Consider the following 24,803-nt stretch of genomic DNA (forward strand, 5'->3'; position numbering starts at 1 on the left):
GGAGCATTCCATGTCCAACCATCAGCATACGCTTATCATCGACGGCACCTCGGGCATCAGCGGCGATATGACCGTCGCGGCCCTGCTCGACCTGGGCGCCAGCGAGGAGCACCTGCGCGAACAGCTCGCCACGCTGCCGGTCGACGGCTTTTCGATCTCCGTGACGCGCGTAAACAAGCATGGCATCGACGCCTGCGACTTTGACGTTCAGCTGGCAGAGGAGCTCGAGAACCACGACCACGACATGGCCTGGCTCTACGGCAACGAAGCAGCTGCCGAGCACACACACGAGCATGAGCACCACCATCATGATCATGGCGGGCATGAACACGAGCACTGCCACGAGCATGACCATGAGGGCCACGGTCATGGCCACGAGGGTCACCATCACGCCCACCACCACCGTTCTTTGGCGGACGTCACCGCCATCATCGACGGCTCACAGCTAAGCGATGGCGCCAAGCGTCGTGCGCTCGCCATCTTTACCGCACTTGCCGCCGCCGAGGCCAAGGCCCACGGCAAAACGCCCGAAACCGTCATGTTCCACGAGGTGGGCGCCGTCGACTCCATCGTCGACGTCTGCTCTGTCGCCATCTGCCTCGATGACCTGGGTATTGAGGACATCGTTGTCGAGTCGCTTTCCGAGGGCCACGGCACCATCCGCTGCGCCCACGGCCTCATGCCCATTCCCGTCCCCGCCGTTGTCAACCTATGCCAGGCGGGCAATATCGCCCTCACGCCCGTACCGGTCGCCGGCGAGCTCGTGACGCCCACGGGCGCCGCCATCGTCGCCGCGCTGCGCACGTCCGAGCACCTGCCGGCACGCTACCGCATCGAAGCCGTCGGCTACGGCGCCGGCAAGCGTCCCTACGAGGGTTGCTCCGGCACGCTCCGTTGCCTGCTTGTTCAAGTGGATGCATAACCATGGATGCCCGCAAAGAAAAAAGCCGCGCCGCTATTGTCACGGCGTTTTCCGAGCTCCTTCGCGAGGAGGACTACGGCAAGATCACTGTCGGCGACATCATCGCTCGCGCCCACGTAGGCCGCGCGACATTCTACGGCCTCTTTAAGAGCAAAGACGACCTACTGTCCGAGCTCGTGAGCGACATCTGCACCCACGCCCTCGACGACGATGGTACGCCGCTCGACGACCCACTCGTGCAAGTCGAGCATATCCTCAACAACCTCTGGGAGCGCCGTCAGGGCGTACGAGCCCTCGTAGCCGGTGCCGGCTCACGCGTCTTCGCCGACTGTCTCCGCAAGACCATCATGTCGCGCGCAGCCGAAATCGTCCCCGCCGACCCCGCAGGCCCCGCCGGCACCATGGACCGCAGCTTCTTACTACACCACATAGCCTCAAGCTTCGTAGGAATGGTCCAATGGTGGGCCTGGCACAACTTCCAAGCCCCAAAAGAGGACGTAGCCAAAGACTACCTCTTAGCCATCAAGCCCCTCTTCAACTAAGTAAGAAGCTCATCCCAAAGCATCGCCCCAACCCAGGCCGCCACGCATCCCAAAGTGCCGCTCGCGTTTCAACGCCCCCAACAGCAACAAGCCCCTCCCATCCAAATCCAAATTCAGATTTATATGTTGGGTTGCTTGCTCGAGCGCAGCAAAGACCCCGCAGCCGTCCGCATGGGGTAACTTCCCAGCGCATTCCGCAGGACGAAAGAACCCCCGCCGCACGAAGTGCGCAGCGGGGGTTCTTTCATGTCCGAGGACGCGCTGGGAAGTTACCCCATGCGGACGGCGGACAACTATGTAGCCTCAGACTAGAACATGCCCAAGAAACCATGCACAAACAGCGCGGCCAGAGCGGCACCGATAAACGGCGCGATGCCAGGAACAAGCAGGCCGTACTTCCAGTTGTTGTCAGCCTTGTTCTTGATCGGCAGCACCTGATAGGCCATGCGAGGACCAAGGTCACGAGCCTGGTTCATGGCGAAGCCGGTGATACCGCCCATGCCCATGCCAACAGCCCAAACGATCAGACCGACGCAGATGGCGAGCATCAGGACGTTCTCGCCAGCACGGTTAGCAGCAGCAAGGATGGCGCTGATGAACACAAAAGTGCAGATAGCCTCGCAGAAGAAGTTGCGGGCATAGTTCGTACCCTCGGTGGTGGGGTTGGTCGAGAAGATATTGCGCTGGGCAATGGGATCGACGACACCATCGGAAGCCTTGAACTCATCGGCATACATAAGCCACGCGATCACGGCACCCGCAAAGCCGCCGAGCATATCGGCAATCATGAAGGGGATGCAGCTGCTCCACGGCACCAGGCCGACGATGCACTGGGCAAGCACCATGGCGGGGTTCATGCACACGGCGCCGCCAAAGATAAACAGAGCAACCGAGATGCCAAAAGACCAAGTGGTGATGGCAAACATATGACCAGAGCCCTGATACTTGGTGCCCTTGAGCACGGTATCGCAGTGCACGCCCACGCCAAAGATGATCATGAGGGCCGTTGCGCCGAATTCGCAGAGGAGTTTGGTAAGCATAAAACCTTATCTTTCTTGTCGGTTATAAACGATTCGTTTAGGCCGCGTACTAGTGCTGAGCGACGACAACGCCCAGGCCATCGGGAATGACGGCCACCTTGGCATCGGCACCCTTCATCTCAAAGGCGAGCTTGAGCGCCTCATCGAGGGTGTTAACCGGCGTCATGTGCATATCCTTGATCATCTGGTGATCGCACAGGTCGGTAACCATGATCACAGGGTGGTGCGCCAGGATGCGGGCAAAGATCTGGCTCGTCCACTGGTCGGGCAGGGTCTCGTCCTTAGGACGGTCGATGCAGGCGCGCTCAAACTCTGCCGGATCATTGTCGGCGATGTTGTGATAGAAGCCCTCGCCACCGTGACCGTCGGCACAACCGGCGACATCGATGATCACGCCGCCCTCGGGAAGTGTGGCCTCTGCAGAGCACATGCCCTTCACGGCCTGATAGATGTTCTGGTCGAGCGGGTAGCCGCCGTTGGTGGTAATGGCAATCTCGCACTCGACGGGCTCAACGCCGGCAAGGCTCTTCACGAACTCGCAGCCAGCCTCGTGCGCCTTGTGGATGTCGCCGGCAAAGGAGCCGATGACCTCGTGCTTGCCGTTGAGCACCACGTTGAGCACAAAGGCAAGGTGAGCCATCTCGGCAGCGGCAAACATGTCCTCGCTCACGTGGTTGTGGCACAGGTTGCCGGCACGCGAATGGGAATCGTTCACAAACTGACCGTTGTGGTTGTACATGATGGTCTTGTAGCTGGCGATACCAGGCAGAACGGACTTGCGGCTACCAGAGAAACCGGCAAAGAAGTGCGGCTCAATAAAGCCCTCGGCAAGCAGCAGATCGCAATCGGCACCAATCTTGTTGATGATGCACTCGCCGCCAGAAGGCAGGGTGCCGATCTTTTTCATCATGCTGTCGTCAGTCGCGACGTGCATAACGATTTCCTCGTTGGCAACGATCTCCTCGCCGTACTTGTTGACGAGCTCCTCGTGCGTCGACGGACGATGCATACCCGTAGCAACCAAAATACGCACGCGAGCCTCGGGCGCAGCGGAATGGATGTGATGCAGCAGAATAGGCATCGTCACACGCGAGGGAACGGGGCGCGTATGATCGGAGCTAATAATGACGATATCCTTCTTGCCAGCACAAAGCTCCTCGAGCGAAGGCGAACCATAAGGGTTGGCAAGCGACTCCTCTACCAGCTCTTCCTGCGATTTTGTAGTCTTAAACTCGTTTTGATGACCTTCCATCACACCCGCGAAGTTCTTATCCTCGAGCTCCAGATGCAACGTCTTGTGGTCAAACGGCAGTTCACATTCAAACAATGACGAGCGCCCTCTTCCTTTCAACTGACACACTAGATAAACCGTTGGAAGGATACGCCGCTCACCGAAAAACACCACCGTCCACCGACTCATTAACACAACGTTCATATTTGACCCACAACAAAACGGCCGCCACCCCAAAGGGAACTGGAGTCGCTCATAAAGCCGAGTGCGCGCACGCGCGCACGTTCGAGGCCAGGGGGCGGGCGACGCTAGGGATATTCGAGTACATCGAATGCTTCTACAGCAGGGTCCGCATGGCTCGCCGGGCCGTAATCCTCCGCCATCCTCCTGCGGGTTTCGGTTAGGCCGCTCGCCTGCTCTTTCGTGAGGAAGCAGGCGAGGACGGTACTTGCTCAGATCAGGAAATCTTCTTTGTTTTCAATCAGAGAGTTCACAGATTGCAAAGGGGATGCCGTGTGCAGGCATCCCCTTCTCCTAGCAAAGCGATATTCGTATACCGAATCGCATATACCGGTAATTGTCATATTAGCTCCCCGCTCTGATTGCCTCGATTCACTTGTGAGCGCAATCGTTTCGTCGGAGCAGATCCATCTCAGCCAAATTTCACGCTGACATGCAGGATTTGATTTGACCGCAGGGAGTATTCCAGAGAGTAGGAGTGCATCTCATTTTCCTCAGGCGCGTTTTTCTTGAGTGCGGAAACGGAAATGATACGCCCCGCGGATCTCGAGTCCTCTTTCGCATCCCCCAAGGGAACATAGTCTCCTTCCGAGGTCTTCTCCCCTACAGAATAACTATAGTCATTTGCATCAAAAGAAATGCCATACTCTTCGGAAATGATTTGGTTAGCCGTCGCAACCGTCTGTTTCTCCCTTTCCGAAGGAATCGATTTTGCGATAGCGCAACCAACCAAAAGGCAAGAACCTGCTAAAGCGAATGCAGCCAATGTAAACATGAGCGTCCTGAATTTCATCGTTTATTCCAATCTGCCGGTTCCTTATCAACTGATCGATTTGGATGGAAGGAACAGCCAGAAACCGGCAGGCGTCCCTTCTTCAGAAAGCTACCAAAGACGGTCTAACGCGCCTTCGCTCCGAATGCGGCATTCGCAACGGACGACGCGTAGGAGGTCGTCGCGAGAGCGCAGCAGACGAAGCCCGCGACCAGCGCGACCAAAGTAAATCCGATACCGGGACCGATGATCTCGACATCGGCGGAGAGGGCGACCGCCGCGATGCCCACCCAGAGGTACGCGAGCGCGACCGCGAGGGGCACGGCGAGAATCCGAAGCGATGCCGACCGGCACACCTTCTCCAGTCCCCTCCTCGATAGCCCGAGCTTCACGACGGGTCTCATGCGCACGCCCTCCTCGAACGCCCTCGCGTTCAGGCGCGAGTAGGCGAGGCTGGCGGACGCGAGCAGGAACGACACGCTCAGCATGCTCCCCAGGTACAGCATGAGGCTGAACTGCACGCGGTCCGCCTCGTAGTAGCCCCTCGCGAGAACCAGAGAAACCGCGCCTTCCCTGGCGTAGTCCACGATGTCAGCGATTGCCGCAGTCAACTCGGAATCGGACTCCCATCCCTCGTAGGTGTATGCATGCACCTGCGTCTCATCACCGCCGAATCCCGCCGCTTCGTAGTCAGCGTCGTCGAGTACGGTGACCGAAGACGCGTACCCGTCGAGCAGGACGAGCCCCTCCCCGCGCATCACGTCAAGGTCCCCCAGGGCGTTCTCGACCGACGCCGGAACCCCGCTCGGATCGAAGCTCTTCGAACCAGGAAGGAGAAGCGCCTCGCCGGAATCCAAGGAGATTTGATTGCGACCCGCGACGGCGGCGGACTCGTTGTAGGATCTCTCGCTCATGACTGCGTTTCTCGCGTCGTCCGCCCAGGAGAATCCGAAGACGGACCCCACGAGTCCCGGCTTTTTCGCAAGGGCGGACTCGAGCATCTCCACATGGTCAGAGACGGGCACGTCGTCGCCCCTCGCGATATAGCTGACGGGATACGGGACTATCTCCTTCGTCTTCTCGAGCGCCCCGTCGGACAGGGTGAAAAGCCCGACGAGCGCGAAGAACGAGAGGGAGCAGAGCACGGCGGTGACGGTCATCGACTGAAGGTTCCCTTTCAGGGACTCCTGAAACGCGGCGGCCTTCAGCATGGACAGCCCCTCGTAATGCGCTCCTGTCGATCTGCGCCTCGAGAGCCCCACCGCGAAACAAAGATAGAACGCGAGGAACGTTCCCGACGCAAGAAGGCCCACGCCGCCCAGAACGAGGGCGAAGCTCCATACGATGCTCGCATCGCCTTGGCCCATGGCCAGCCCCGCAACAAGAAGCATCGCGCATGCGACAGCCGTAAGAACGGCCGCCTTCACAGAGGGCTTCCCCTCCGCAATGCGATCGGCGTCGAGCAACTCCCCCACGCTCTTCCTGGACAGTCCCCTCGCCCCAAGGAGGCCGGAGAGGAAGAATACAGCGAGAAACGCCGCAACGGTCGCAATAGCGGGCGCTACAGGCAGATAGAAACCAAACGCGACGACGCCCATGGCCCTGCCCGCGGCCATCAGGAACAGCTTGAGGAACGCGGTTCCCAGGACGATGCCCGCGACAATCGCGGACAGCCCGATGATCACGTTCTCCGCGAGCACGATCCTCCTCAACTGCTTCTTCGAGGCGCCCGACATCGCCATCAAGCCGAACTGCCTGCTCCTAGCCCGCAGGAAGCACGACTCCGAATACGCAATAAAGGCGAGCGAGAACGCCGCGACGAGTGCACCCGACGACGCAGAGATGATCCCGATCGTGCTCTCTGCGTCCGCCCTGCCCATCTCGGGATGCAGGGCGAGGCACACGAACAGGAAGAAAGCCGTGACCGCGAAAACGGAATTGGCGAAATGAAGCGCGTAGTCCCTCCAAGACCTCAGAACATTGTTCCTGGCGATGTCAAGCAATGTCATGCTCAACACCTCCGAGCTGGTTCATCGCGTCGATGATCCGCTGATGGAACTCCTTCTGCGAAGCGCCGCGGTTGATCTCGAGGTAGATGCGGCCGTCCTGAAGCACCAGGACCCTGCTGCAGTAGCTCGCGACCAGCGGCTCGTGCGTGACCATGAGCAACGTCGCCCCTGCCCTGTTCATGTCCGACAGAAGGTGCATGACCTGCCCCGTCGACGCGGAGTCGAGACTTCCCGTTGGCTCGTCGGCAAGCAAAAGCGACGGGTTTGCCGCCACCGCGCGGGCGATCGCGACGCGCTGCGCCTGGCCACCCGATATCTCGTGGGTCCTCTTGCCGAGAATGGATGCGATGCCTAGGTCGCGCGCGAGCTCCTGTGCGCGAGCGCGCGATTTTTCCGCCGGCCACCCGTCGAGCGCGAGGGGGAGGATGATGTTCTCCTCGACCGTGAGTGTATGGACCAGGTTGAAATCCTGGAACACGAAACCCATCTTCCGGCGTCTGAATTCCGCGAGTTTCTCATCTCCCAATCCGTGAGGATCGACCCCGTCGACCCGCACCGTGCCGCGCGACGGCTGGTCAACGGTCGAAACCACGTTGAGCAGCGTGCTTTTTCCGCTGCCCGAAGGGCCCATTATCCCCACGAACTCGCCTTTGGCGACATTGAGGCTTACATCCTCCAGCGCGGTGTAAGGCGAAGCGCCCTCGTACGTCTTCCAAAGGGAGGAAACCTCCAGCACGTTCACCTGCGACTCCTTTCATTCAAAGAACTACGAACCGCATGCTACCCCGAGGCGAAAGGGCTTTGAATCGATGAACGTGTCGCGAACATGTCAGTTCTGTCACCTTTGTGGCGCATTCGCCGCAGGAAGCAGCAATCGAGCCGCAGTGCCGCCCCCATCGCGCTGGGAAAGCGAGAGCTCCGCCCCCATGGCGTCAGCCGCCTTCTTAGCCAGAAACAAACCGATTCCCGTCGAGGCTTCCCCTCTTCTGCCATTCGCCCCCGTGAAGAACGGCCGGAACACCCGTCCCACGTCCTCCGGGGATATGCCGCATCCTTCATCCTCGATGGACACTTCGATGCTTTCTCCGTCACAGAAACTCGCGATGGAGACGAACACGTGGGACGAACGCGGGCTGTATTTCGCCGCATTGGTAAGAAATTGGTCGAGGATGATTGAGATGAGCTTCTCGTCCCCATAGGCGAGAGCATCTCCATCGACGCTCAGCGAGGGAAATACCTCCCGTTCGATGAAAAGATCGCGAACACCGTTGACGGCGTTCCGGGCGAGGCGCGCGACGTCGACCTTTCCTATCCTCAGATCGGTCTCGGGGGAATCGACGCGTACCACCTGAATCAAGGAGTCGAGGCTGCGGTCGAGCTCCCTCGCCGCGCTACCGAGGCGCTCCATATCGGCATCGGCGCCCCTGGATTCCGAAATAAGGCGAATCACGGCGATCGGTGTCTTGGCGTGGTGCACCCACGATAAGACGAGCGCATCGCGCTCGGATCGCTCATCCGCAAGGCGATGAGCCTCCCTTGAGCACGCTTCCTCCGTTCTCGAGGCCGCCATCCTGGCCCATCGCTCCACAGGGGTCGAGCCTCCGAGCCTCCTCCATTCGATCGGGCTGGATTCCCTGATGGCCCTTTCGGCTTCGGAATAGAAACCCCAAGATCTCGCGAGCTGCACGGCGAACAGAACGAAAAGGAGAAAGAGGGAAAGGAAGAGGAAATAAGGCCAATCGACTGCCAGGGATCCTCCGTCCAAAAGCAACATGCAGGCAAGAGGGGCCAAGGAGGCCGCCATCACGACGAACGCCGTCCATGCTGAATCGCGCAGGAAAAGGGACACGATCCGCAACGCCCTCATTTCTCCTCCTCGGGCATCTCAAGCACGTAGCCAACGCCCCTGACGGCCCTGACTTCAGCGTGGGACCCAACCTGGGCGAGTCGCTTCCGTATCCTCCCTATGACGACGTTCAGCGTGTTGTCCTCCACGAAGCACTCGTCGTCCCATACCTCCCTAAGCAGGCGAGCGCGGCTGACGATGCAGCCGCCGTCGCCGACCAGAAGCCTGAGGGCCATCAGCTCTGTCTTGGTGAGCTCGGCTTCCCTGCCTTCACAGGCAATCGTCATCTTGCGATCGGAAAGACGCACGTCCCCGTAGGAAAGGAGGTCCTCCTCACCGCCCGACAGCTCCCCGTACGCACGGCGGAGCTGGGCTTCTATCTTCGCTTTGAGGATATCGAGCGAAAACGGCTTGCAGACAAAGTCATCGGCGCCCCGCATAAGGGCCAGAATTTGATCCGCCTCGCCCGATTGCGCGGAGATGAACAAGATGGGGCATCGGCTTTCTCTTCTGATGAGATCGCACCAGTGATATCCGCTGTTTCCAGGGAGGCCTATGTCGAGCAGGACCGCATGCGGCGCGAAAGAGCGGAAGAGGTCCATCACGTCAGCTCGCCCGTCGGAAACCGCCGTCGCGTACCCGAAACGTTCGAAATGCTCGGATACGATAGAGGCTAGGTTCTCATCATCCTCGACAACGAGTATTCTTTTGTGTTTGCAAGTGAAGCCCGATTCTTTATTCATCTTGCTCCCCATAATCCTTACAGTTCGCACAAAGACATTATGAACCATTTCTCTGATAGCAATGAGACGGCGGTTTTATTGGAGAAGATACGTTCCGGGACTGTTGGCAATTAAAAGGAGCATGCTCGCGGTGCCCCGCCTGTCCGAGGAGTGGGCGCTCGAGAAGAGACGGCGCGAGAAAGAGAACAGGGAAAGGCTGCGGTGGGAGGAGAGGCTCAAGAGGAGGGCCCGCCATAGGCTTACTTTAGGCACACTCCGCAGGACGCAAGAAGCCCTCGCCGCACGAAGTGCGCAGCGAGGGCTTCTTGCATGTCCGAGGACGTGCCTAAAAGTAAGCCTATGGCGGGCCCGAACGACTCCAGGGCTATCGATTACCCCGTGTTTTGCAGTCCTGCCGAGACGCCGGTCACAGTCGAAAGAATCAGGCTCATGTACTCGGCCTTCTTCTCCTCGGCCATCTCGTCCTGATTCATGCGCACCTCGCGAAGGGCGCGGACCTGGGCGATGGACAGAGCGTCGACGTAGGGGTTACGCACGCGAACGGCGCAGCCGAGCACGCGACGACGCTGCAGCGGCCACTCATCACCGACGATGGCAAGGACCCACTTACGCGTGAGCTGCATCTCGGTGAAGACCTTCTCGGACAAATCATCGCGGTCGCCCAGGTGCAGATACATCTTGGCGATGCGCTGGTCGGTCTTGGCGATCGACATCTCGATGTTGTCGATAAAGGTGCGGAAGAACGGCCACTCCTGGTAGGCAGCCTTGAGCTGGTCAAGATCGCCAAGCTGCTCGCAGGCGGTGCCCAGACCGTACCAAGCGGCCAGGTTAATGCGCGCCTGGCTCCAGCTGAAGATCCACGGGATGGTACGCAGGTCGTCGAGCGACTTGGCACCCAAGCCGCGCTTGGCGGGACGCGAGCCGATCGGCAGCAGACCGACCTCGGTCAGCGGCGTCACGGTCGAGAACCACGGTGTAAAGTCCTCGGTGTTCAGCAGGTCCAGATAACGCTCGTGGCTTGCGGTGTTGAGCTTCTCGGCCATATCCCAGAACTTCTGCGTGGTCTCGGTGTTGGTCTTCTCGACACTCGGGGCCGACTGCAAAAGCGTTGCGGCAGCAACGGACTCAACATGGCGCTGAGCCAGCGTGCGGTTGCCGTAACGGGCAAAGATGACCTCGCCCTGCTCGGTGAGCTTAAAGAAGCAGTTGACCGAACCCTTGGGCTGCGCCAGCACGGCCTTATTGGCCGGGCCGCCACCACGGCCCACGGCACCGCCGCGACCGTGCATGAGCACCAGGTCGATATCGTTCTTCTCGGCCCACTTGGCGATGCGCTCCTGCGCGGAGTGCAGCGCGAGCATGGCCGTGGTAGGACCGGCGTCCTTGGAGGAGTCGGAATAGCCCAGCATGACCTCCATGCGGCGGTTGGTCTGGGCAAGGCGCTTTTGCACCACGGGCAGCGTAAGCATCTGGTCGAGCACGTCGACGCAGCCCTCGAGGTCCTCGAGCTGCTCGAACAGCGGGATCACGTCGAGCTCGGGGACATCCTCCTCGTGTGCAAAGGACAGGTGGGCAAGCTCAAAGACGTCGGCCACATGCTGGGCGCTCTTGGTGAACGAGATGATGTAGCGGTGCGCCATCTTCTTGCCGTAGCGCTTTTGGATGGAGCCGATAGCGCGGAAGGTATCGATGACCTCGCGCGTCATGGGCTGCAGGTCGCCATGGATACCGTTCTCGTGGATATCCTTAAGGGCGCGGGCATGCACCACGGAGTGCTGACGGAACTCCATCTCGACCATATGGAAGCCGAAGGACTCGACCTGCCAGATGATGGTTTGGACCGGGCCGTAGGCAGCACGGACGGCACCGCAGGCGGCCAGCGAACGCTGGACGACGCGCAGGTCATCCAGGAACTCGTCGGCGCTGTGGTACATGGTGTCGGTGATACGACGGACGGTGGCGTTCAGGCGGTCGGCCATGACGAGCATGACGGCGCGATGCGGCTCGTGCTCGGAGATCAGCTCGGCGCGGGCCGTGTAACGAGGGCTCATCTCGACCTGATGGTTCCACAGGTTAATGAGCTCGGCCGACGGCTTGCTGTAGGTAGCCTCGAGCGTGAGGTTGCGGCCGATGTGGCGGCACTTGTCCTCGAGCTTGAGCACCATGTGCGTAAAGTACTTGGCGGCGACCTCACGGCTCACCTTGGCGGTGACGTTGGGGTTACCGTCGCGGTCGGAACCGATCCAGCTGCCGGGATGGAAGAACGCCGGGCACAGCGGCGGCACAGTACCGGCCTTGTCGCCCAGCACCCAATCGTCAAAACGACGATAGATAACGGGGATAACGTCGAACAGCGTGTTATCGAAGATGTCGATGATGGTATCGGCTTCCTCGACCGGCGTGGGCTTCTTGAGCGCGATGGGACTCGTACGCACCAGGGCGTCGATCTCCTGCAGCATATGGCGCTCGTTCTCCACCAGGTCGGAGCCGCCCAGACGCGGACGCTCCTCCAGCAGGTTGGAGATACGGCGGATCTTGCCCTCGACGGCCTTACGACGGGCCTCGGTGGGATGTGCGGTAAAGACAGGGTGGAACTCGAGCTTGTCGAGCAGCTCGTTGGCACCCTCGACACCCAGCTCATTCACCAGCTGGTGATAGGCAACGGTAAGCTCGTTGGCAGGATCGACCTCGGTATCGGTCGACGCACCGGCCTCGCGCTCGCGCAGCTGCGCCACACGGTAGTTCTCCTCCGACAGGTTTGCCAGATGGAAAAAGCTCGTAAAGGCGCGAACGATGACCTGCTGCTTATCGAGCGGCAGGCTGTCGATCAAATCGACGACCTCACGAAATGCCACGGCAGTGGGCTCGTCGGCGGTGGGCACGCCCTGCTCGTCGACGGCTTCGTCGGCAGCGCAGGTACCGGGGTTGCCGGCATTGACCACAATCTCGGCTGTCAAAATCTTGTCGAACAGGTCCGCGATCTCGGGATCATACTCGCTAAGCACACGGCGCTCCAGGCGCAAGAACAGCGCCAGATTGTCGCGCAGCTCCTCGGGGATCTCGATCTCGGCGAGACGCTCCCTGGACTCGGCATTCGAGCCGATTCGGTTAACGAGGCGGTTGACCACGGCAGCGACGCGCGCCGCGGCTTCGGGTACAGACTGGTTGCTTAGGTTCTCAGCCACGTTTCCTCCCATTCCTCCTTCTATGCACGTAACATGCGGTATTCATTATAGGCGTTTGAGAAATACTTTCGACACTGATTGCGCTTTACCACACAAAAGTATTTTCTGCATTGCAAGGGTTTTTGCCCCAAATGGTCGTATTTCTCGGTGGGCGGCATATGCAAGCGAGGGCATTCCGCATAAATGCGAAACACCCCCGTAACAATAGCTCGTCGCGAGCGGGACATGTTAGCGGGTCCGCAGCTCAAAAATCATACGCTACAGACGCTCGCGAACCGCCTCGACGACGTTGGCCAGATCGACGAGAACCTCGTCATGGCTCTGCATGTCGCGCACCTTGACCTTGCCGGCGGCAAGCTCGTCGCCGCCCAGGACCAGGATGAGCTTGGCGCCTACCTTATCGGCCTGCTTAAACTGGGCCTTGAGCGAACGGCCCTGATAGTCGGCCTCGGTCACAATCCCTGCGGCGCGAAGCTGCTGCGTAATGGTAAAGACGTTCTGACGCAGCTCCTTGCCGGCATTGGCGACGTAGACGCACGGGACCTCCTCGGCACCCAGGTCGCTGCCAAAGGCCTGCAGGGCCAGCAGGGCGCGCTCAAAACCGACGGCGAAGCCGACGCCTGCCGTGGGCTTGCCGCCCTCGAGCTCGACGAGGCCATCGTAGCGGCCGCCGCCGCCGATGGAGCCGACACCGGCACCGGGAGCCTCGACCTCAAAGACGGTACGGGTGTAGTAGTCCAGGCCGCGCACCAAGGTGGGATCCTCGACATACTCGATACCGGCGGCATCCAGATAGCGCTTGACTTGCTCGTAGTGCTCGCGGCACTCATCGCACAGGTTGTCGCCCATCAGCGGGGCGTCGGCCATGATCTCGCGGCAGTGGTCGTTCTTGCAGTCAAAGGCACGCAGCGGGTTGAGCTCGGCGCGCTCGCGGCACTCATCGCACATCTCGTCTGCGTGATCGAGGATAAACTGCTTGACCTGCTCGCGATAGGCCGGACGGCATTGGGCATCGCCCATCGAGTTAATGAGTAGACGAAGCTTGGAAAGATCGAAGCCCAGGCGCTTGTAAAACTCCATGAGCATAATGATGCACTCGGCGTCTGCCGCCGGATCGGGAGCGCCGAGCCACTCGATGCCTACCTGGTGGAACTGACGCAGGCGACCCTTCTGGGGACGCTCGCCGCGGAACATAGCCTCGGCGTAGTAAGCCTTAAACGGCGTGGAGCCCTGGGGCACCAGGTTGTTCTCCACAACGGCGCGCACCACACCGGCCGTGCCCTCGGGGCGAAGCGCCAGGCGCTGCTTGGGCTTGAGCTTGGTATCGGTACCCTCGGTAAAGACGCGCTCAAGGTTGGCGCCGCTAAACACGCGGAACATCTCCTTGCGAACGACGTCGGTCGACTGGCCGATACCGTGGACAAACACGTCCACTTGCTCGATCGCGGGCGTCTCGATGGGCTTAAAGCCAAACGGCTCGAATACGCCGGCCGCAATCTGCTGCATCTTTTGCCAAGCGCGCATCTCGGCGCCGATAAGGTCGCGGGTTCCCTCCGCCTTCTGTGCCTGCATGGGCAAACACCTTTCTTTTGTATCGCGTCATAGGTAGTGGTCATTATACGGCACAAAAACAAAACGCGGCAGCGCGTCTGACCGAACGAGGGTATGGGGGCTCGTTCGGCCAGACGCGCCGCCGCGACAGCCGATCCGCTTTCCTCCGACCCCTTCGGGTCACATGATCTGTTAGGGACGGAGGAAAACGGATCATTCGTAGGCCCGTGGCCGCCTTGAAAACCGAATGATGGTACGAGCATCCATTCGGCTTCCAGGGCAACCACGGACAGAACGGGGCGAACAGAAAAGAGCGACGGACGTCTACTCCCCCGCCACGCTCGCGCGCAGCTTGGCAGCGATGGGCTCGGACGCCAACAGGAACACAAGCATAACCACGGAGCACATCAGGCACACGATCCAGGTGCTCGCAAAGGAGCCCGTGACATCGAACAACACACCCGAGACAATGGCGCCTACGGTGCCGCCGACCATCTCAAGCGAGGTGATGGTGCCCGTGACCTTACCCAGGTCGGCCATGCCCGCAGGCTTGAAAGGCAAGGTTGGGTGCTACCGGTGGTCGGCGATATAGCCCAAAGCGACGGCGGTATAGGCCGCGGCACCGAGCGGCAGCTCGGCATCGTTAAAACGTGCCTTGGGATGGTGCTGGGCAAAGTGTTCGTCCGTGTCGGTTACGGCCGCGCCCACGGTAAAGTACGCACTCGGAATCTCGCTCGAGATAAGCGCGAAGTCCTCACTCGCCATGGCATGGAAAAGCGGCAAGAAAGCCGCCTTGGGCAGCACTGCGCCCACGTAGCCAAGCGACGCCTGAGTCATGTCGTCATCGAGTACGAGCGGGGGAACATCCGAGAGTGTCTCGAGGGTCGCCGGCGTGCGATAGGTCGCCGCGACACCATTGGCAACCTCGGAGATACGCTCCTTGAGGTGCTCCATGAGCTCAACGTCAAAGCCGCGCAGCGTGCCTTCGAGCACGCAGGTATCTGGGATGACGTTGGCCGCTTGGCCACCGGCAAACTTACCCACGGTCAGTGCGACCTCCTTGGCCGCCGGCACTTCGCGAGCGATAAGCTCCTGGAGCGCCAGATGCACATGCACGCCGGCCGTGATGGGGTCGATGCAAATCTCGGGGCTCGAGCCATGGCCGCCCTTGCCCTGAAGCGTGATACGAAAACCGTACACGCCCGAGAGCGCCGGGCTGCCGTAGAGCACCAGGCCGAGCGGCGACTGGCTATTGACATGCATGGCAAAGGCGACCTGAGGACGCGGGTTCTGCAGCAGACCGTCGGCGATGGCGGCGCGGGCACCCTCAAAGGTTTCCTCGCCCGGCTGGAACAGCAACTTAACCGTAGCGTTGGCATCAACAAGCTCTGCCTCGCGCGCTTTGAGCATACGAGCCGCACCAAGCAGCGCCGTCGCGTGCATATCGTGACCGCAAGCGTGCATGCAGCCGTTGGTGGATGCAAAGGGCTCGCCGGATTCCTCGGCAACGGGCAGGGCGTCCATGTCGCCACGCAGCATGATGACCGTACCGGCCTGCTCATTCGTGCAGATGCCATTGCCTTGGGCCGCGGCGGCACCGGCGCCGACAAGGCCCACAACGCAGGAACCATCGACGAGCGTAGCAAATGGGATGTCCATCTCGGTCAGGCGCGCTTGGATATACGTAGAGGTCTGCGGGAGGCTATTACCCAGCTCGGGCATCTGATGTAAATCGTGTCGCCACGCAGCGAGCTCGTCTGCAAAAGCCTGAGCTTCTGCAACAAGACCGTCACCGATAGCGGTCTGCGCCGCCGCGGTGGCCTTGGGCGCTGATTGCGGTTGAAGATCGGACAGTGCTGGTGCCATAGATGCCCTCCAGTAACGTTTTTGCAGCAAGCACTTTGATAGCGTAAAGTGCAAGGTACTACTTTAAGGGCGACGCATAAAAAATGCCGCCCCGGGAGGCGGCGCAACAAATTGTTTACAATTGCGGGCGCGGCTTTCGACGCAAAAAATCGAAATGCGTCTCGCTCAAGATAATCGAAAGAAAGATGAGCGCGAAGCCGGCGAGCAGGCGCGAGGTGAGCGCCTCCCCCATCAGCAGCACCGAGAACAGCACACCCGAAGGCGACTCCATCGAAAGGAGCAGCGAGCCCGTCGAAGCCGGGACATGCGCCAGGCCGACATTTTGGATGAGCAGAGCCACACATGTGCAGCCCACCGAGAGAAACGCCATCACACTGATAAAGCTCGGCGTCCAAACGGACAGCGGCGCTTGGATCTCGAATAGCAGCGACGAGATCAGGCTCAGCACGCCGTTGCCCACAAACATCCAAAACGTGATGACGTTGATGTCCATCTTGCGGCCATACTTGGCGGTCACCGCCATCTGGATGGCAAAGAAGACCGCACCGCCCAGTGTGATGACATCGCCGACATTGAACTCGACGCTATCGAGCGCCACCAGACCAATGCCCGCCAGGCACAGCAACGCGGCGCCCAAGTTGTAACGGGTAAGCTTTTCGCCGCTTAGAACGTAGCTCGCAAACGGAACCAAGATGCAGTACGTGCCCGTCAAAAATGCACTCTTGCCCGCCGTGGTCTGTGCCAGGCCGATCGTCTGCAAACCGTAGGCACCCCACATGAGCGCGCCCATGCCAAGTCCAACAATCAGGTTTCGAGCGTTGAAATGGGCAACAATGCGCTCGTGGAAGATGGCAAGCATGACCAACGACGCCGGAAGAAAACGAATGTAGAGCAGCTCGAACACCGGAATGGTATCGAGCGCATCCTTCATGGTGGTGAAGGAATAGCCCCAGATGACCGCCACCGAAAGCAGCAAGACCTTCCAGAACAGCGGCGAGCGCGCACCGGCACCGCGAGAGGCACCGCCGGCACCTAGGTCTTCGCGGGCTACAGGGCTATCGGGCATATTCTCGATTTCGTTGGCAGCGTATTGGGCCATGGAACATCCTCACACTCAATCTGGGCGTGGTGTCCGCACGCGTATGGCTGCGTGCCGCCTCATGGTCAAATAAAAACGGGGCGCACCGGACCCCCGGCACGCCCCGCTACTGTAGCAACAACCAGCGTTGCATCGCAATCCAGCATAATAAAGTGTAAAACTGGAAGGCCTCGATGTTCTGACAGCGTTTACGTGTCTGAACTAAATCAATTTGGTTGACTCCAGTTTTTCGATGATCCAGTCGTTGGCTTTGATGACCGGACGGCGGAAGACGACGCCCAGGGCCAGCGACGGGATCAGATAGCTTGCCAAGATACCCAGCTCAACCCAGTACTCCATATGATAGGCACCGGCCATGGCGGCGTGCATGGCGTTGATGCCGTGAGTAAACGGCAGGAACGGATAGATCGCCTGGAACACGGGGCCGGTCATCTCGATGGGAAACGTGCCGCCCGAACCGCCGACCTGCATGACCAGCAGCACGACGGCGAGCGCCTTGCCGATATCGCCAAACGACACCGTAAGCGTGTAGACGATATTGGAGAACACGAGACTCGCGACCCAGCCCGCCAGCACAAACTGCAGCGGGTTGTCGCACTGGATGCCAAAGAACAGGATGTCGCCCGCGCACACGAGCGTTGCCTGCAGCAGGGCCAGACCGCCAAAGAACAGGTAACGGCCCAGGTAGATCTCGTGCAAGCGCACGGGGATCAGCTCATTGATGAGTTCGTCGTCAACCGAGACCTTCATCATGGCCGCCAGCACGATCGAGCCGACCCAGAGCGACAGAATCGTGTAGAACGGTGCCATGGCCGAACCGTAGTTGCGGATCGGATAGACCGGCTTGCGATCGAGCGCGACGGGGCCGGAAAGCGACACGGCCAGACCCTCGGGATCATTGCCGATCATCGTCTTGATCGTAGCGAGGTCATCCGACATCAAGGCGCCGTCGAGCTCGTCCTTAAACGCGCTGATCTTGTCCGACGCCTCGCCCAGCTGATCAGAAGCCTTGTTGACCAGCTTTGCAGCCTTGGAGAGGCCCTTTGCCAGCGAACCGGATGCGTCGGTCAGGCCGCCTACGGCGCTATCCAGGTCGCCCGAGATGCCATCAAGCGAGTCCAGAATGCCCGAAACCGTCTTCTTGAGCTCCTTGGCCTTAACCGAGAACGTGGAATCGTAATCGGATTTGGCACCCGCGATGCCGGCCTTGGCATCAGCGATGGCCTGATCGACCTCGGCACGCGAGTTGTTGACCTCGGCCATGCTATCGGAGAGAGACTTCGCGGTAGCCGCCAGATCCTTGGCATTGTTGCGGTACTCAACGGCGATTCTGCCCAGCGACGTCGCGGCGGACTTGAGGCCGTCCTTCAAATTCTCATCGCTCACCTGGTCGGCAAGGCTGCGGAGCTGATCGGCCATCGCATCGATATCCTTGGCGCGCGCATTGAGGGCCGCAGCGGCATCGTTGAGTTGGGACACCGTAAGGTCGACATGCTGGTTTGCGGTGTCGAACGCCTTCGCGAGCTCGGCAGACACATTGTCGAACGAACCCGCGCTTCCGTCAATCGCGGCGTTGATGGCGTCGTTGGCGGCCTTCAGCGCTTCTTTGGAATCGCTCATGCCGCTCTTGGCATGCTCCATCAACTGCTTGGTCGACTCATCGACCGTACCCGTCTGCTGGAGCATACCGCTCGCCGACGTCAACGAATCGGACGTAGAGCTCAAAATGCCCGCCAGCGACGAAGCATTAGCCTGAACGTCTTGCAGGTCCCCAATCGAATCGCCGAGCGTCGAGGACAGGTTGGCGATAAAGTTGCTGACCTGGTCGGTGCTCATGTAATCGAGCAGGCTGGACACCGTCTTAAGACCGATGCTCGTAATGGTCTCGGTAAAAGATTCGTTAACCTGGTTCTGAACGGCGCTCGAACCCTTCTCGGTCACGATCTGCGCAATGGCGTTGGCCTTCTGATTCTCGTAGAACTCGATATCGGCATGCTTCACGTCGGTCGAGAAAAGCGTCATCATGTCAGCGCTAAACGTTTTGGGGATAACGACGGCAGCATAGTACGCGCCCGACTTAACGCCCTCGATAGCCTTTTCGCGATTGTTGAGCACAACCCAATCGAAGCTCTCGTTGCCGCGTAGGGTGGCGGTCACGTTTTCGCCCACGTTAACCTCGACGGGGATCAAATCGCTCTCGTAACCCTCATCGGTGTTGACCACGGCGATCTTAAGATTGCCGGTGTTGCCGTACGGATCCCAGCTGCCGGCGATGTTAAACCACGCGTACAGACACGGTACGATAATGAGGCCCATCACGACAACCAAGCCGATCACGGAGCGAGACACGTTTTGGACATCGCGCTTAAACAGATGCAGGATGTTCTTCATTTATGCCTCACCTCCTTTGGAGTGCTTGCCAAGCGCGGTGGTATCTCCATCATTTGTGGCTGTGCTGTCGCTGCCCTGAGATTTATGGTGCGAGCCGATATGCGGCAAGCGGCCCGTGGACTGATCGCCGCCCTTGGCACCACGCTCGCTGGCGTTGAGGCCAAACATGTGGCGGGCGGCAGGAATGGCGGCCGTGTGTTCGCGCATCTCGCGACGCAGGTCCTCATCCGAAAGCGCCGAGATGCGCATCTGGGTATTGAGGCTCGCGCGGATATATTCGATATTGATAAGCCAGCCGCAGATGGCAATAACCGAGATGATCCAAATAACAAGCAGGATGATCTTGCCGTTATTGTCGATATCGAGAACCGTCGACAGGACAAAGAGCAGGACCTGAACGCCCACCACGGCGGCAAAACCGCCCTTGATGTAGTACGGGTAGCGATGTTCAAAGGCGACCGCATGATCGAGCAGTTCGCGACGGTACGAATCGGAATCGAGCATGACACGCATGGCCGTGCGCAGCGAGTAGCGCTGGCGCGGCAGGTCGTTGGACTCGCAAATCATCATACCGGTCGTGGAGAGCTGTTTATCAAAGAGCAGGTTAAGGTTGAGCAGCAGCGGACGCAGCTGCAGGCCGATAAAGAGCGCCACGATCAAGAACACGCCCAGAATGCACAGGTTAAACAGGTAGTTGAACGAATACATGCCGCCGACCGTCTCGCGCAGCAGATTGATGCCGTAGGTAAAGGGCAGCAGCGGGTGCAGCCACTGGAAGAAGCCGGGCATCATCTCGATGGGGTACATGCCCGACGAACCCGGGATCTGCACGATGACGAGAATGACGCCGATAGCCTTGCCGATATGCTTAAACGTGGTGGACAGCGCATAGATGATATTGACGTAGGTGAACGAAATGGCGATGCCGCCCAGCACGAACAGCAGCGGGCTGACGCACTGCACGCCAATCACCAGATCGCCTACCGTAACGATGATGGCCTGCAACGCGCCCAGGATCACCATGAGCAACCAGCGGCCAAAGTAGCCCTGACGCGCCGTAAAGCTGCCAACACCTTCACGGTCGACCTCGAGCTTGTAAATGGCGATGAGCACATAGCCGCCCACCCAAAGCGCCAGATTGGTGTAGAAGGGAGCGATGCCCGAGCCAAAGCTCTTGACCGGATAGATTGACTTGGACGTCAACTCAACCGGAGACGCCATGAAATCTGCCACGTCATTGACATCGACGCCCATCAGATCGGCCAGCTCGCCCATGGACTCGGAGGTCTGCAGCGCCGCGATGTCATTGGCGGCGGTTGCAAGCTTGTCCTGGACCTTGGCAAGCGAGGAATCGGTCTGGGACAGCGTGGTCTTGGCCTGGCCGAGCGTAGCGCTAAGCTGCGCCAACGTGCCGCGCGCATTTGCAAGTGTAGGTGTCATACCCGAGACGATACCGGTCAGGTCGCCCGAAACGGCAGCAAAAGAGTCGAGCGCGCTCGAGGCCTTCGGCAGCGCGTTTTGGCCCAAGTCCGTCTGGGCTTGGCCAAGGTTGGTCGCACCGGTATGAATTGCGTTATTGATAGCGTCACTGGCACCCGAAACAGCCGCTGCGTCATTCGCCATGGCGCTCGACTGCGCGGACAGACCGTCCTTGATGCTCTGAAGCTTTTCATTCTGCTCTCGAAGCAAATCGATGGTCGATACAATGCGCGCGTCAATTTCCTCGGAACCTGTCGACGTGTCATTGGCGAGAATCTCCAAGTGCCCGATAACGGCCTTATTGTGGTCGATCGTCGCTTGAAGAGACTCGAGCGAGTTGTCGATACGGGTGGTCGTAGATGTGACCGCGCCCGTCAGCTTGCCGATGGCAGCGTTCGCAGAGGCCGACGTCTTGGTGAGCGCAAGGCTGCCTTCCGAGAGCGCCTTGGAGAGCGAGGTGATGGAGTTGCCCGCCGTGGTGCGAGCTTCGCTCAGCAGGTCGTTGCCCTGGGAGATCGCCTGCGTCAGCGACGGTGCCTGGCCTTGCAAGCCGGCAAGTGCCGCATCAGCCGAGGCGATAGCGCCACTCGTCTTATCGATGGCGGCATTCATATCGCCAATCGAATCGCACACCTCGCCCAAGGTGTCGGACGCCTCGGACACCGAACTTGCCAGCGAGTCCTGAGTCTGGGTTGCCTTGTCCTTTAAATCGACACCGGCATCCTTGGCGATACCGGCAACAGTCTTGCCTACCGTAGAGACAAATTCCGAGTTGATCTGCTCCTCGATGGTGTTTGCACCGGTATCGGTAACCTTGGGCGCAATGGCGCTCTTCTTCTCATTGACGTAGTACGTGAGCTTGGGCTGATGGTAGTTGCCGTCGAGCATCGAAACCAGGTTATCCGAGAAGTTCTTGGGAATCACGATAGCGGCATAGTACTCGCCGCTCTCGACGCCCTCCTTGGCATCGGCCGTCGAGTCGACGAACGTCCAGCCCAACTGATGATTCTCCTTGAGCTGGTCGACCACTTTGTCGCCAGCGTTGAGCTCACCCACCAAGTCGTTTTGGGTGCCTCGATCGTTGTTGGCGATAGCAATCTTGATGCCTTGGGTGTTTCCATACGGATCCCAGTTTGCCACGATGTTATACCAGGCATACAGCGAGGGAATAACGCACACGCCTAGGGTAACCACCAGGGCGACGGGGTTCACAAGCAGTCGCTTAATGTCGCGCTTAAATATCGCAAAGGACACCTTTGCATTGGATAGTTTGCTGCCGAGACTCACGCTTGGACCATCCATCCTGTCGTTAAATCGAATCGTACTATCGACAACCATTGTAGTAGGCGCTTTAACGTCTCAAAGCACAATGGTGTTGAGTTTTGCGGGTAGCAATATACTACGAAGATGAGTTAACGTACAGATGTACAGTATCCTAAATTTCAGCAGGTCACAAAACCACAACCCGCACAAATAAATGATCCCTTGGGGACGAAGGGATCATTCAAAAGGAAACGAGAGTGGAAAATCTCCCACTTCAAGCCCGCATTCGAGCCAAAAGTGGGAGATTATCCACTCTCGTTCTAATCTAGTTACGGTGCCGTATCCCCGAACTACATCAAGTTGCAGACAGCTGCCGCGAAGGCAACGGGGTCCTCGGGCAAAATGCCCTCGACCAGCAGGGCCTGATCGTAGAGCAGACCGGAGTACTGCTTGATCTTGTCGGCGTCGCCTGCCTTCTGGGCAGCGACAAGCTTGGCAAAGACCGGGTGCTTGGCGTTGAGCTCGAGCACGCGCTGGCTCTTGGGCATACCATCGGGCGCTCCCTCGGGACCCTTCTGGAGCACCTTCTCCATCTCGAGCGAAAGCGGGCCCTCGGTGGTGATGCACGCGGGAGCATCGGTCAGGCGCGCAGAGACGGCGACCTTCTCGACCTTGTCGCCGAGCGCCTCCTTCATGGCGCTAAAGAGGTCCTCGTTCTCCTTGGTGGCGTCCTCGGCCTCCTTCTTTTCGTCCTCGGTCGCCAGGTCAAGATCACCGGTCGCGACGTTCTTGAGCTCCAGATGACGATCCTCGACCTCGGGCTCGGCACCGTCGGCCACAGCCTTCTCGGCAGCCTCGCGGGCAGCGTCGTCCTCGTAAATCTTGGGCATATCGGCGGCAATGTACTCACGCATGGCCTGGAAGGTGAACTCATCCACATCCTGCGTCAGTAGCAGCACGTCATAGCCGCGGTCGAGCACGCCCTTTACCACGGGCATCTTGGCCAAGCGCTCACGCGAGTCGCCGGCGGCGTAGTAGATGGCCTTCTGATCCTCGGGCATGCCCTTGGCATACTCGGCTAGGGTAATCATCTTCTGCTCCTTGGCAGACCAGAACAGCAGCAGGTCGGCGAGCTCATCGGCCTTCATGCCATAGCTCGAGTAGATGCCGTACTTAAGGCCGCGGCCAAAGTTCTCAAAGAACTTCTCGTAGGCCTCGCGGTCGTTGTCACGCATATCCTCAAGGTCAGCGGTGATCTTCTTTTCCACACGCTTGGCGATGGCCTTGAGCTGACGGTTCTGCTGCAGCGTCTCACGCGAGATGTTGAGCGACACGTCGGCGGAATCCACGACACCGCGCACAAAGTTGTAGTAGTCGGGCAGCAGGTCGTCGCATTTCTCCATAATCAGCACGTTGGAGCTGTAGAGCGCCAGACCCTTCTCGTAGTCCTTGCTGTACAGATCGAACGGGGCGCGACCCGGCACAAACAGCAGGGCGTCGTACTCGAGCGTGCCCTCGGCGTGGAAGCTGATGGTGCGCGCAGGATTATCAAAGTCGTGGAACGTAGACTTGTAGAACTCGTCGTAGTCCTTCTGCTCAACATCGGAGCTGCGCTTTTTCCAAATCGGCGTCATGGAGTTGATGGTCTCGAGCTCCTGGTAGTCCTCATACTCGGGCTTGTAATCGTCGCCGGCGTCCTCGGGCTTGGGTTTCTGGCGGCTCTTGGACACCATCATCCGAATCGGGTAGCGCACATAGTTGCTGTACTGCTGAATCAGGCTCTTGAGGCCCCACTCGGTCAGGAAGCGATCGTAGGTCTCGGCCTCGCCATCGGCGTCGAGCTTCTCGTTCTCACGCAGCGTCAGAATGACATCGGTACCGTGCTCGGCGCGCTCGCCATCCTCGATGGTGTAGCCCTCAAGACCGTCCGACTCCCACACATGGGCGACATCCTCGCCATAGGCGCGGCTCACGACCTTCACATGGCTGGCGACCATAAAGGCCGAGTAGAAGCCCACGCCAAACTGGCCGATGATGTCGACATCCGAACCCTGCTGCTCGGCGTTCTCGGTCTTAAACTCCTCGGAGCCGGAATGGGCGATGGTGCCCAAGTTGCGCTCGAGCTCCTCGGCGGTCATGCCAATGCCGTTATCCGAGATCGTGATGGTGCGGGCATCCTTGTCGAAAGAGACGCGGATGGCAAGGTCACCTTGGTCGAGCTTAACGCTCGGATCCTGCAGGCTCTTAAAGTTGAGCTTGTCGACGGCGTCGCTCGCGTTAGAGATAAGCTCGCGCAGGAAGATTTCCTTATTGGTGTAGATGGAGTTGATCATGAGGTCGAGCAGTTTTTTGCTCTCGGTCTTAAATTGACGCATGTGCAGTCCTTTCGCGCTACCCCCGTCCGCAAAAACGGCCCGGTTGCCCGAGCCGCATCGCAGACCTGCTATGTTCAGACTTAGATTTTATAACCCATTAGCGCGCATATATACATACGGAATCGAAAAACTGTATGTCCAAACGCTCCGATGCGCCAATTGCCAAGGAGTGCCCATTACAGTCTGAAGTGGGCCACCGATAAATTTCGATGGCGAGCATTCGGCGCATTGCCTACGATACGGGCAAGC

The 24,803-nt window shown here is 59.4% G+C and carries 17 protein-coding genes; 2 read left to right on the plus strand and 15 right to left on the minus strand.

Annotation, left to right across the window (positions count from 1 at the left end; translation table 11 throughout):
- Positions 1 to 10: 10 nt before the first annotated feature.
- Both larC and ABHR63_RS02520 read left to right on the plus strand, forming a co-directional pair.
- Positions 11 to 922, plus strand: coding sequence for a nickel pincer cofactor biosynthesis protein LarC (larC, locus tag ABHR63_RS02515; protein ID WP_346964886.1), 912 nt, complete (start codon positions 11 to 13; stop codon positions 920 to 922).
- Between the two features lie 2 nt (positions 923 to 924).
- A complete protein-coding gene (locus tag ABHR63_RS02520) occupies positions 925 to 1,464 on the plus strand; it encodes a TetR/AcrR family transcriptional regulator (RefSeq protein WP_346964887.1) in 540 nt (179 codons plus the stop codon).
- Positions 1,465 to 1,772: 308 nt separating this feature from the next.
- On the opposite strand, the gene larD is transcribed toward ABHR63_RS02520, so the two are convergent.
- The 15 genes from larD to htpG all read right to left on the minus strand — a co-directional run bounded on the left by larD (position 1,773) and on the right by htpG (position 24,554).
- Positions 1,773 to 2,504 carry a D/L-lactic acid transporter LarD gene (gene larD, locus ABHR63_RS02525; RefSeq protein ID WP_346964888.1) on the minus strand — a complete coding sequence of 244 codons (732 nt, stop codon included), beginning with the start codon at positions 2,502 to 2,504 and terminating at the stop codon, positions 1,773 to 1,775.
- A 49-nt stretch (positions 2,505 to 2,553) separates the two neighbouring features.
- Positions 2,554 to 3,831 carry a nickel-dependent lactate racemase gene (gene larA / locus ABHR63_RS02530; protein ID WP_346964889.1) on the minus strand — a complete coding sequence of 426 codons (1,278 nt, stop codon included), beginning with the start codon at positions 3,829 to 3,831 and terminating at the stop codon, positions 2,554 to 2,556.
- A gap of 556 nt (positions 3,832 to 4,387) precedes the next feature.
- Positions 4,388 to 4,768, minus strand: a complete 381-nt coding sequence (locus ABHR63_RS02535) for a hypothetical protein (RefSeq protein WP_346964890.1) — start codon at positions 4,766 to 4,768, stop codon at positions 4,388 to 4,390.
- Between the two features lie 104 nt (positions 4,769 to 4,872).
- Complete coding sequence (locus ABHR63_RS02540) at positions 4,873 to 6,756, minus strand: FtsX-like permease family protein (RefSeq protein WP_346964891.1); 1,884 nt, start codon at positions 6,754 to 6,756, stop codon at positions 4,873 to 4,875.
- A complete protein-coding gene (locus ABHR63_RS02545; protein ID WP_346964892.1) occupies positions 6,743 to 7,498 on the minus strand; it encodes an ABC transporter ATP-binding protein in 756 nt (251 codons plus the stop codon). The genes ABHR63_RS02540 and ABHR63_RS02545 overlap by 14 nt, the downstream gene beginning before the upstream one ends.
- Positions 7,499 to 7,594: 96 nt before the next feature.
- Entirely contained in the window at positions 7,595 to 8,623 is a 1,029-nt protein-coding gene (locus ABHR63_RS02550) for a sensor histidine kinase (protein ID WP_346964893.1), read from the minus strand.
- On the minus strand, positions 8,620 to 9,345 hold the full coding sequence (locus ABHR63_RS02555; protein ID WP_346964894.1) for a response regulator transcription factor: 726 nt from the start codon (positions 9,343 to 9,345) through the stop codon (positions 8,620 to 8,622). Before ABHR63_RS02555 ends, ABHR63_RS02550 begins: the two co-directional genes overlap by 4 nt.
- Positions 9,346 to 9,716: 371 nt before the next feature.
- Positions 9,717 to 12,530: a phosphoenolpyruvate carboxylase gene (locus ABHR63_RS02560; protein WP_390448702.1), complete on the minus strand. Its 2,814-nt coding sequence runs from the start codon at positions 12,528 to 12,530 to the stop codon at positions 9,717 to 9,719.
- A 258-nt stretch (positions 12,531 to 12,788) separates the two neighbouring features.
- On the minus strand, positions 12,789 to 14,102 hold the full coding sequence (gene hisS / locus ABHR63_RS02565) for a histidine--tRNA ligase (RefSeq protein WP_148332450.1): 1,314 nt from the start codon (positions 14,100 to 14,102) through the stop codon (positions 12,789 to 12,791).
- 303 nt (positions 14,103 to 14,405) lie between these two features.
- Positions 14,406 to 14,642 (minus strand): hypothetical protein, encoded by a 237-nt coding sequence (locus tag ABHR63_RS02570; RefSeq protein WP_199577017.1) that lies wholly within the window; start codon positions 14,640 to 14,642, stop codon positions 14,406 to 14,408.
- Between the two features lie 9 nt (positions 14,643 to 14,651).
- A complete protein-coding gene (locus ABHR63_RS02575; protein ID WP_346964895.1) occupies positions 14,652 to 15,947 on the minus strand; it encodes a M20 family metallopeptidase in 1,296 nt (431 codons plus the stop codon).
- A 115-nt stretch (positions 15,948 to 16,062) separates the two neighbouring features.
- Positions 16,063 to 17,046, minus strand: a complete 984-nt coding sequence (locus tag ABHR63_RS02580; protein ID WP_320676469.1) for a DMT family transporter — start codon at positions 17,044 to 17,046, stop codon at positions 16,063 to 16,065.
- Positions 17,047 to 17,247: 201 nt separating this feature from the next.
- Complete coding sequence (locus ABHR63_RS02585) at positions 17,248 to 19,437, minus strand: YhgE/Pip domain-containing protein (protein WP_320676471.1); 2,190 nt, start codon at positions 19,435 to 19,437, stop codon at positions 17,248 to 17,250.
- Positions 19,438 to 22,203, minus strand: coding sequence for a YhgE/Pip family protein (locus tag ABHR63_RS02590; protein ID WP_346964896.1), 2,766 nt, complete (start codon positions 22,201 to 22,203; stop codon positions 19,438 to 19,440). It abuts the gene before it with no gap.
- Between the two features lie 326 nt (positions 22,204 to 22,529).
- Positions 22,530 to 24,554, minus strand: coding sequence for a molecular chaperone HtpG (gene htpG, locus ABHR63_RS02595; RefSeq protein WP_346964897.1), 2,025 nt, complete (start codon positions 24,552 to 24,554; stop codon positions 22,530 to 22,532).
- Positions 24,555 to 24,803: the final 249 nt, after the last annotated feature.

Origin of the sequence: Collinsella aerofaciens, from assembly GCF_039752775.1 — a bacterium.
Taxonomy (GTDB): domain Bacteria; phylum Actinomycetota; class Coriobacteriia; order Coriobacteriales; family Coriobacteriaceae; genus Collinsella; species Collinsella aerofaciens_R.

Coding starts and splice junctions, on each gene's coding strand:
- larC (WP_346964886.1), top strand. CDS start 11: ATGTCCAACCATCAGCATACGCTTATCATCGACGGCACCTCGGGCATC.
- ABHR63_RS02520 (WP_346964887.1), top strand. CDS start 925: ATGGATGCCCGCAAAGAAAAAAGCCGCGCCGCTATTGTCACGGCGTTT.
- larD (WP_346964888.1), bottom strand. CDS start 2,504: ATGCTTACCAAACTCCTCTGCGAATTCGGCGCAACGGCCCTCATGATC.
- ABHR63_RS02535 (WP_346964890.1), bottom strand. CDS start 4,768: ATGAAATTCAGGACGCTCATGTTTACATTGGCTGCATTCGCTTTAGCA.
- ABHR63_RS02540 (WP_346964891.1), bottom strand. CDS start 6,756: ATGACATTGCTTGACATCGCCAGGAACAATGTTCTGAGGTCTTGGAGG.
- ABHR63_RS02550 (WP_346964893.1), bottom strand. CDS start 8,623: ATGAGGGCGTTGCGGATCGTGTCCCTTTTCCTGCGCGATTCAGCATGG.
- ABHR63_RS02555 (WP_346964894.1), bottom strand. CDS start 9,345: ATGAATAAAGAATCGGGCTTCACTTGCAAACACAAAAGAATACTCGTT.
- hisS (WP_148332450.1), bottom strand. CDS start 14,102: ATGCAGGCACAGAAGGCGGAGGGAACCCGCGACCTTATCGGCGCCGAG.
- ABHR63_RS02575 (WP_346964895.1), bottom strand. CDS start 15,947: ATGGCACCAGCACTGTCCGATCTTCAACCGCAATCAGCGCCCAAGGCC.
- ABHR63_RS02580 (WP_320676469.1), bottom strand. CDS start 17,046: ATGGCCCAATACGCTGCCAACGAAATCGAGAATATGCCCGATAGCCCT.
- ABHR63_RS02585 (WP_320676471.1), bottom strand. CDS start 19,437: ATGAAGAACATCCTGCATCTGTTTAAGCGCGATGTCCAAAACGTGTCT.
- htpG (WP_346964897.1), bottom strand. CDS start 24,554: ATGCGTCAATTTAAGACCGAGAGCAAAAAACTGCTCGACCTCATGATC.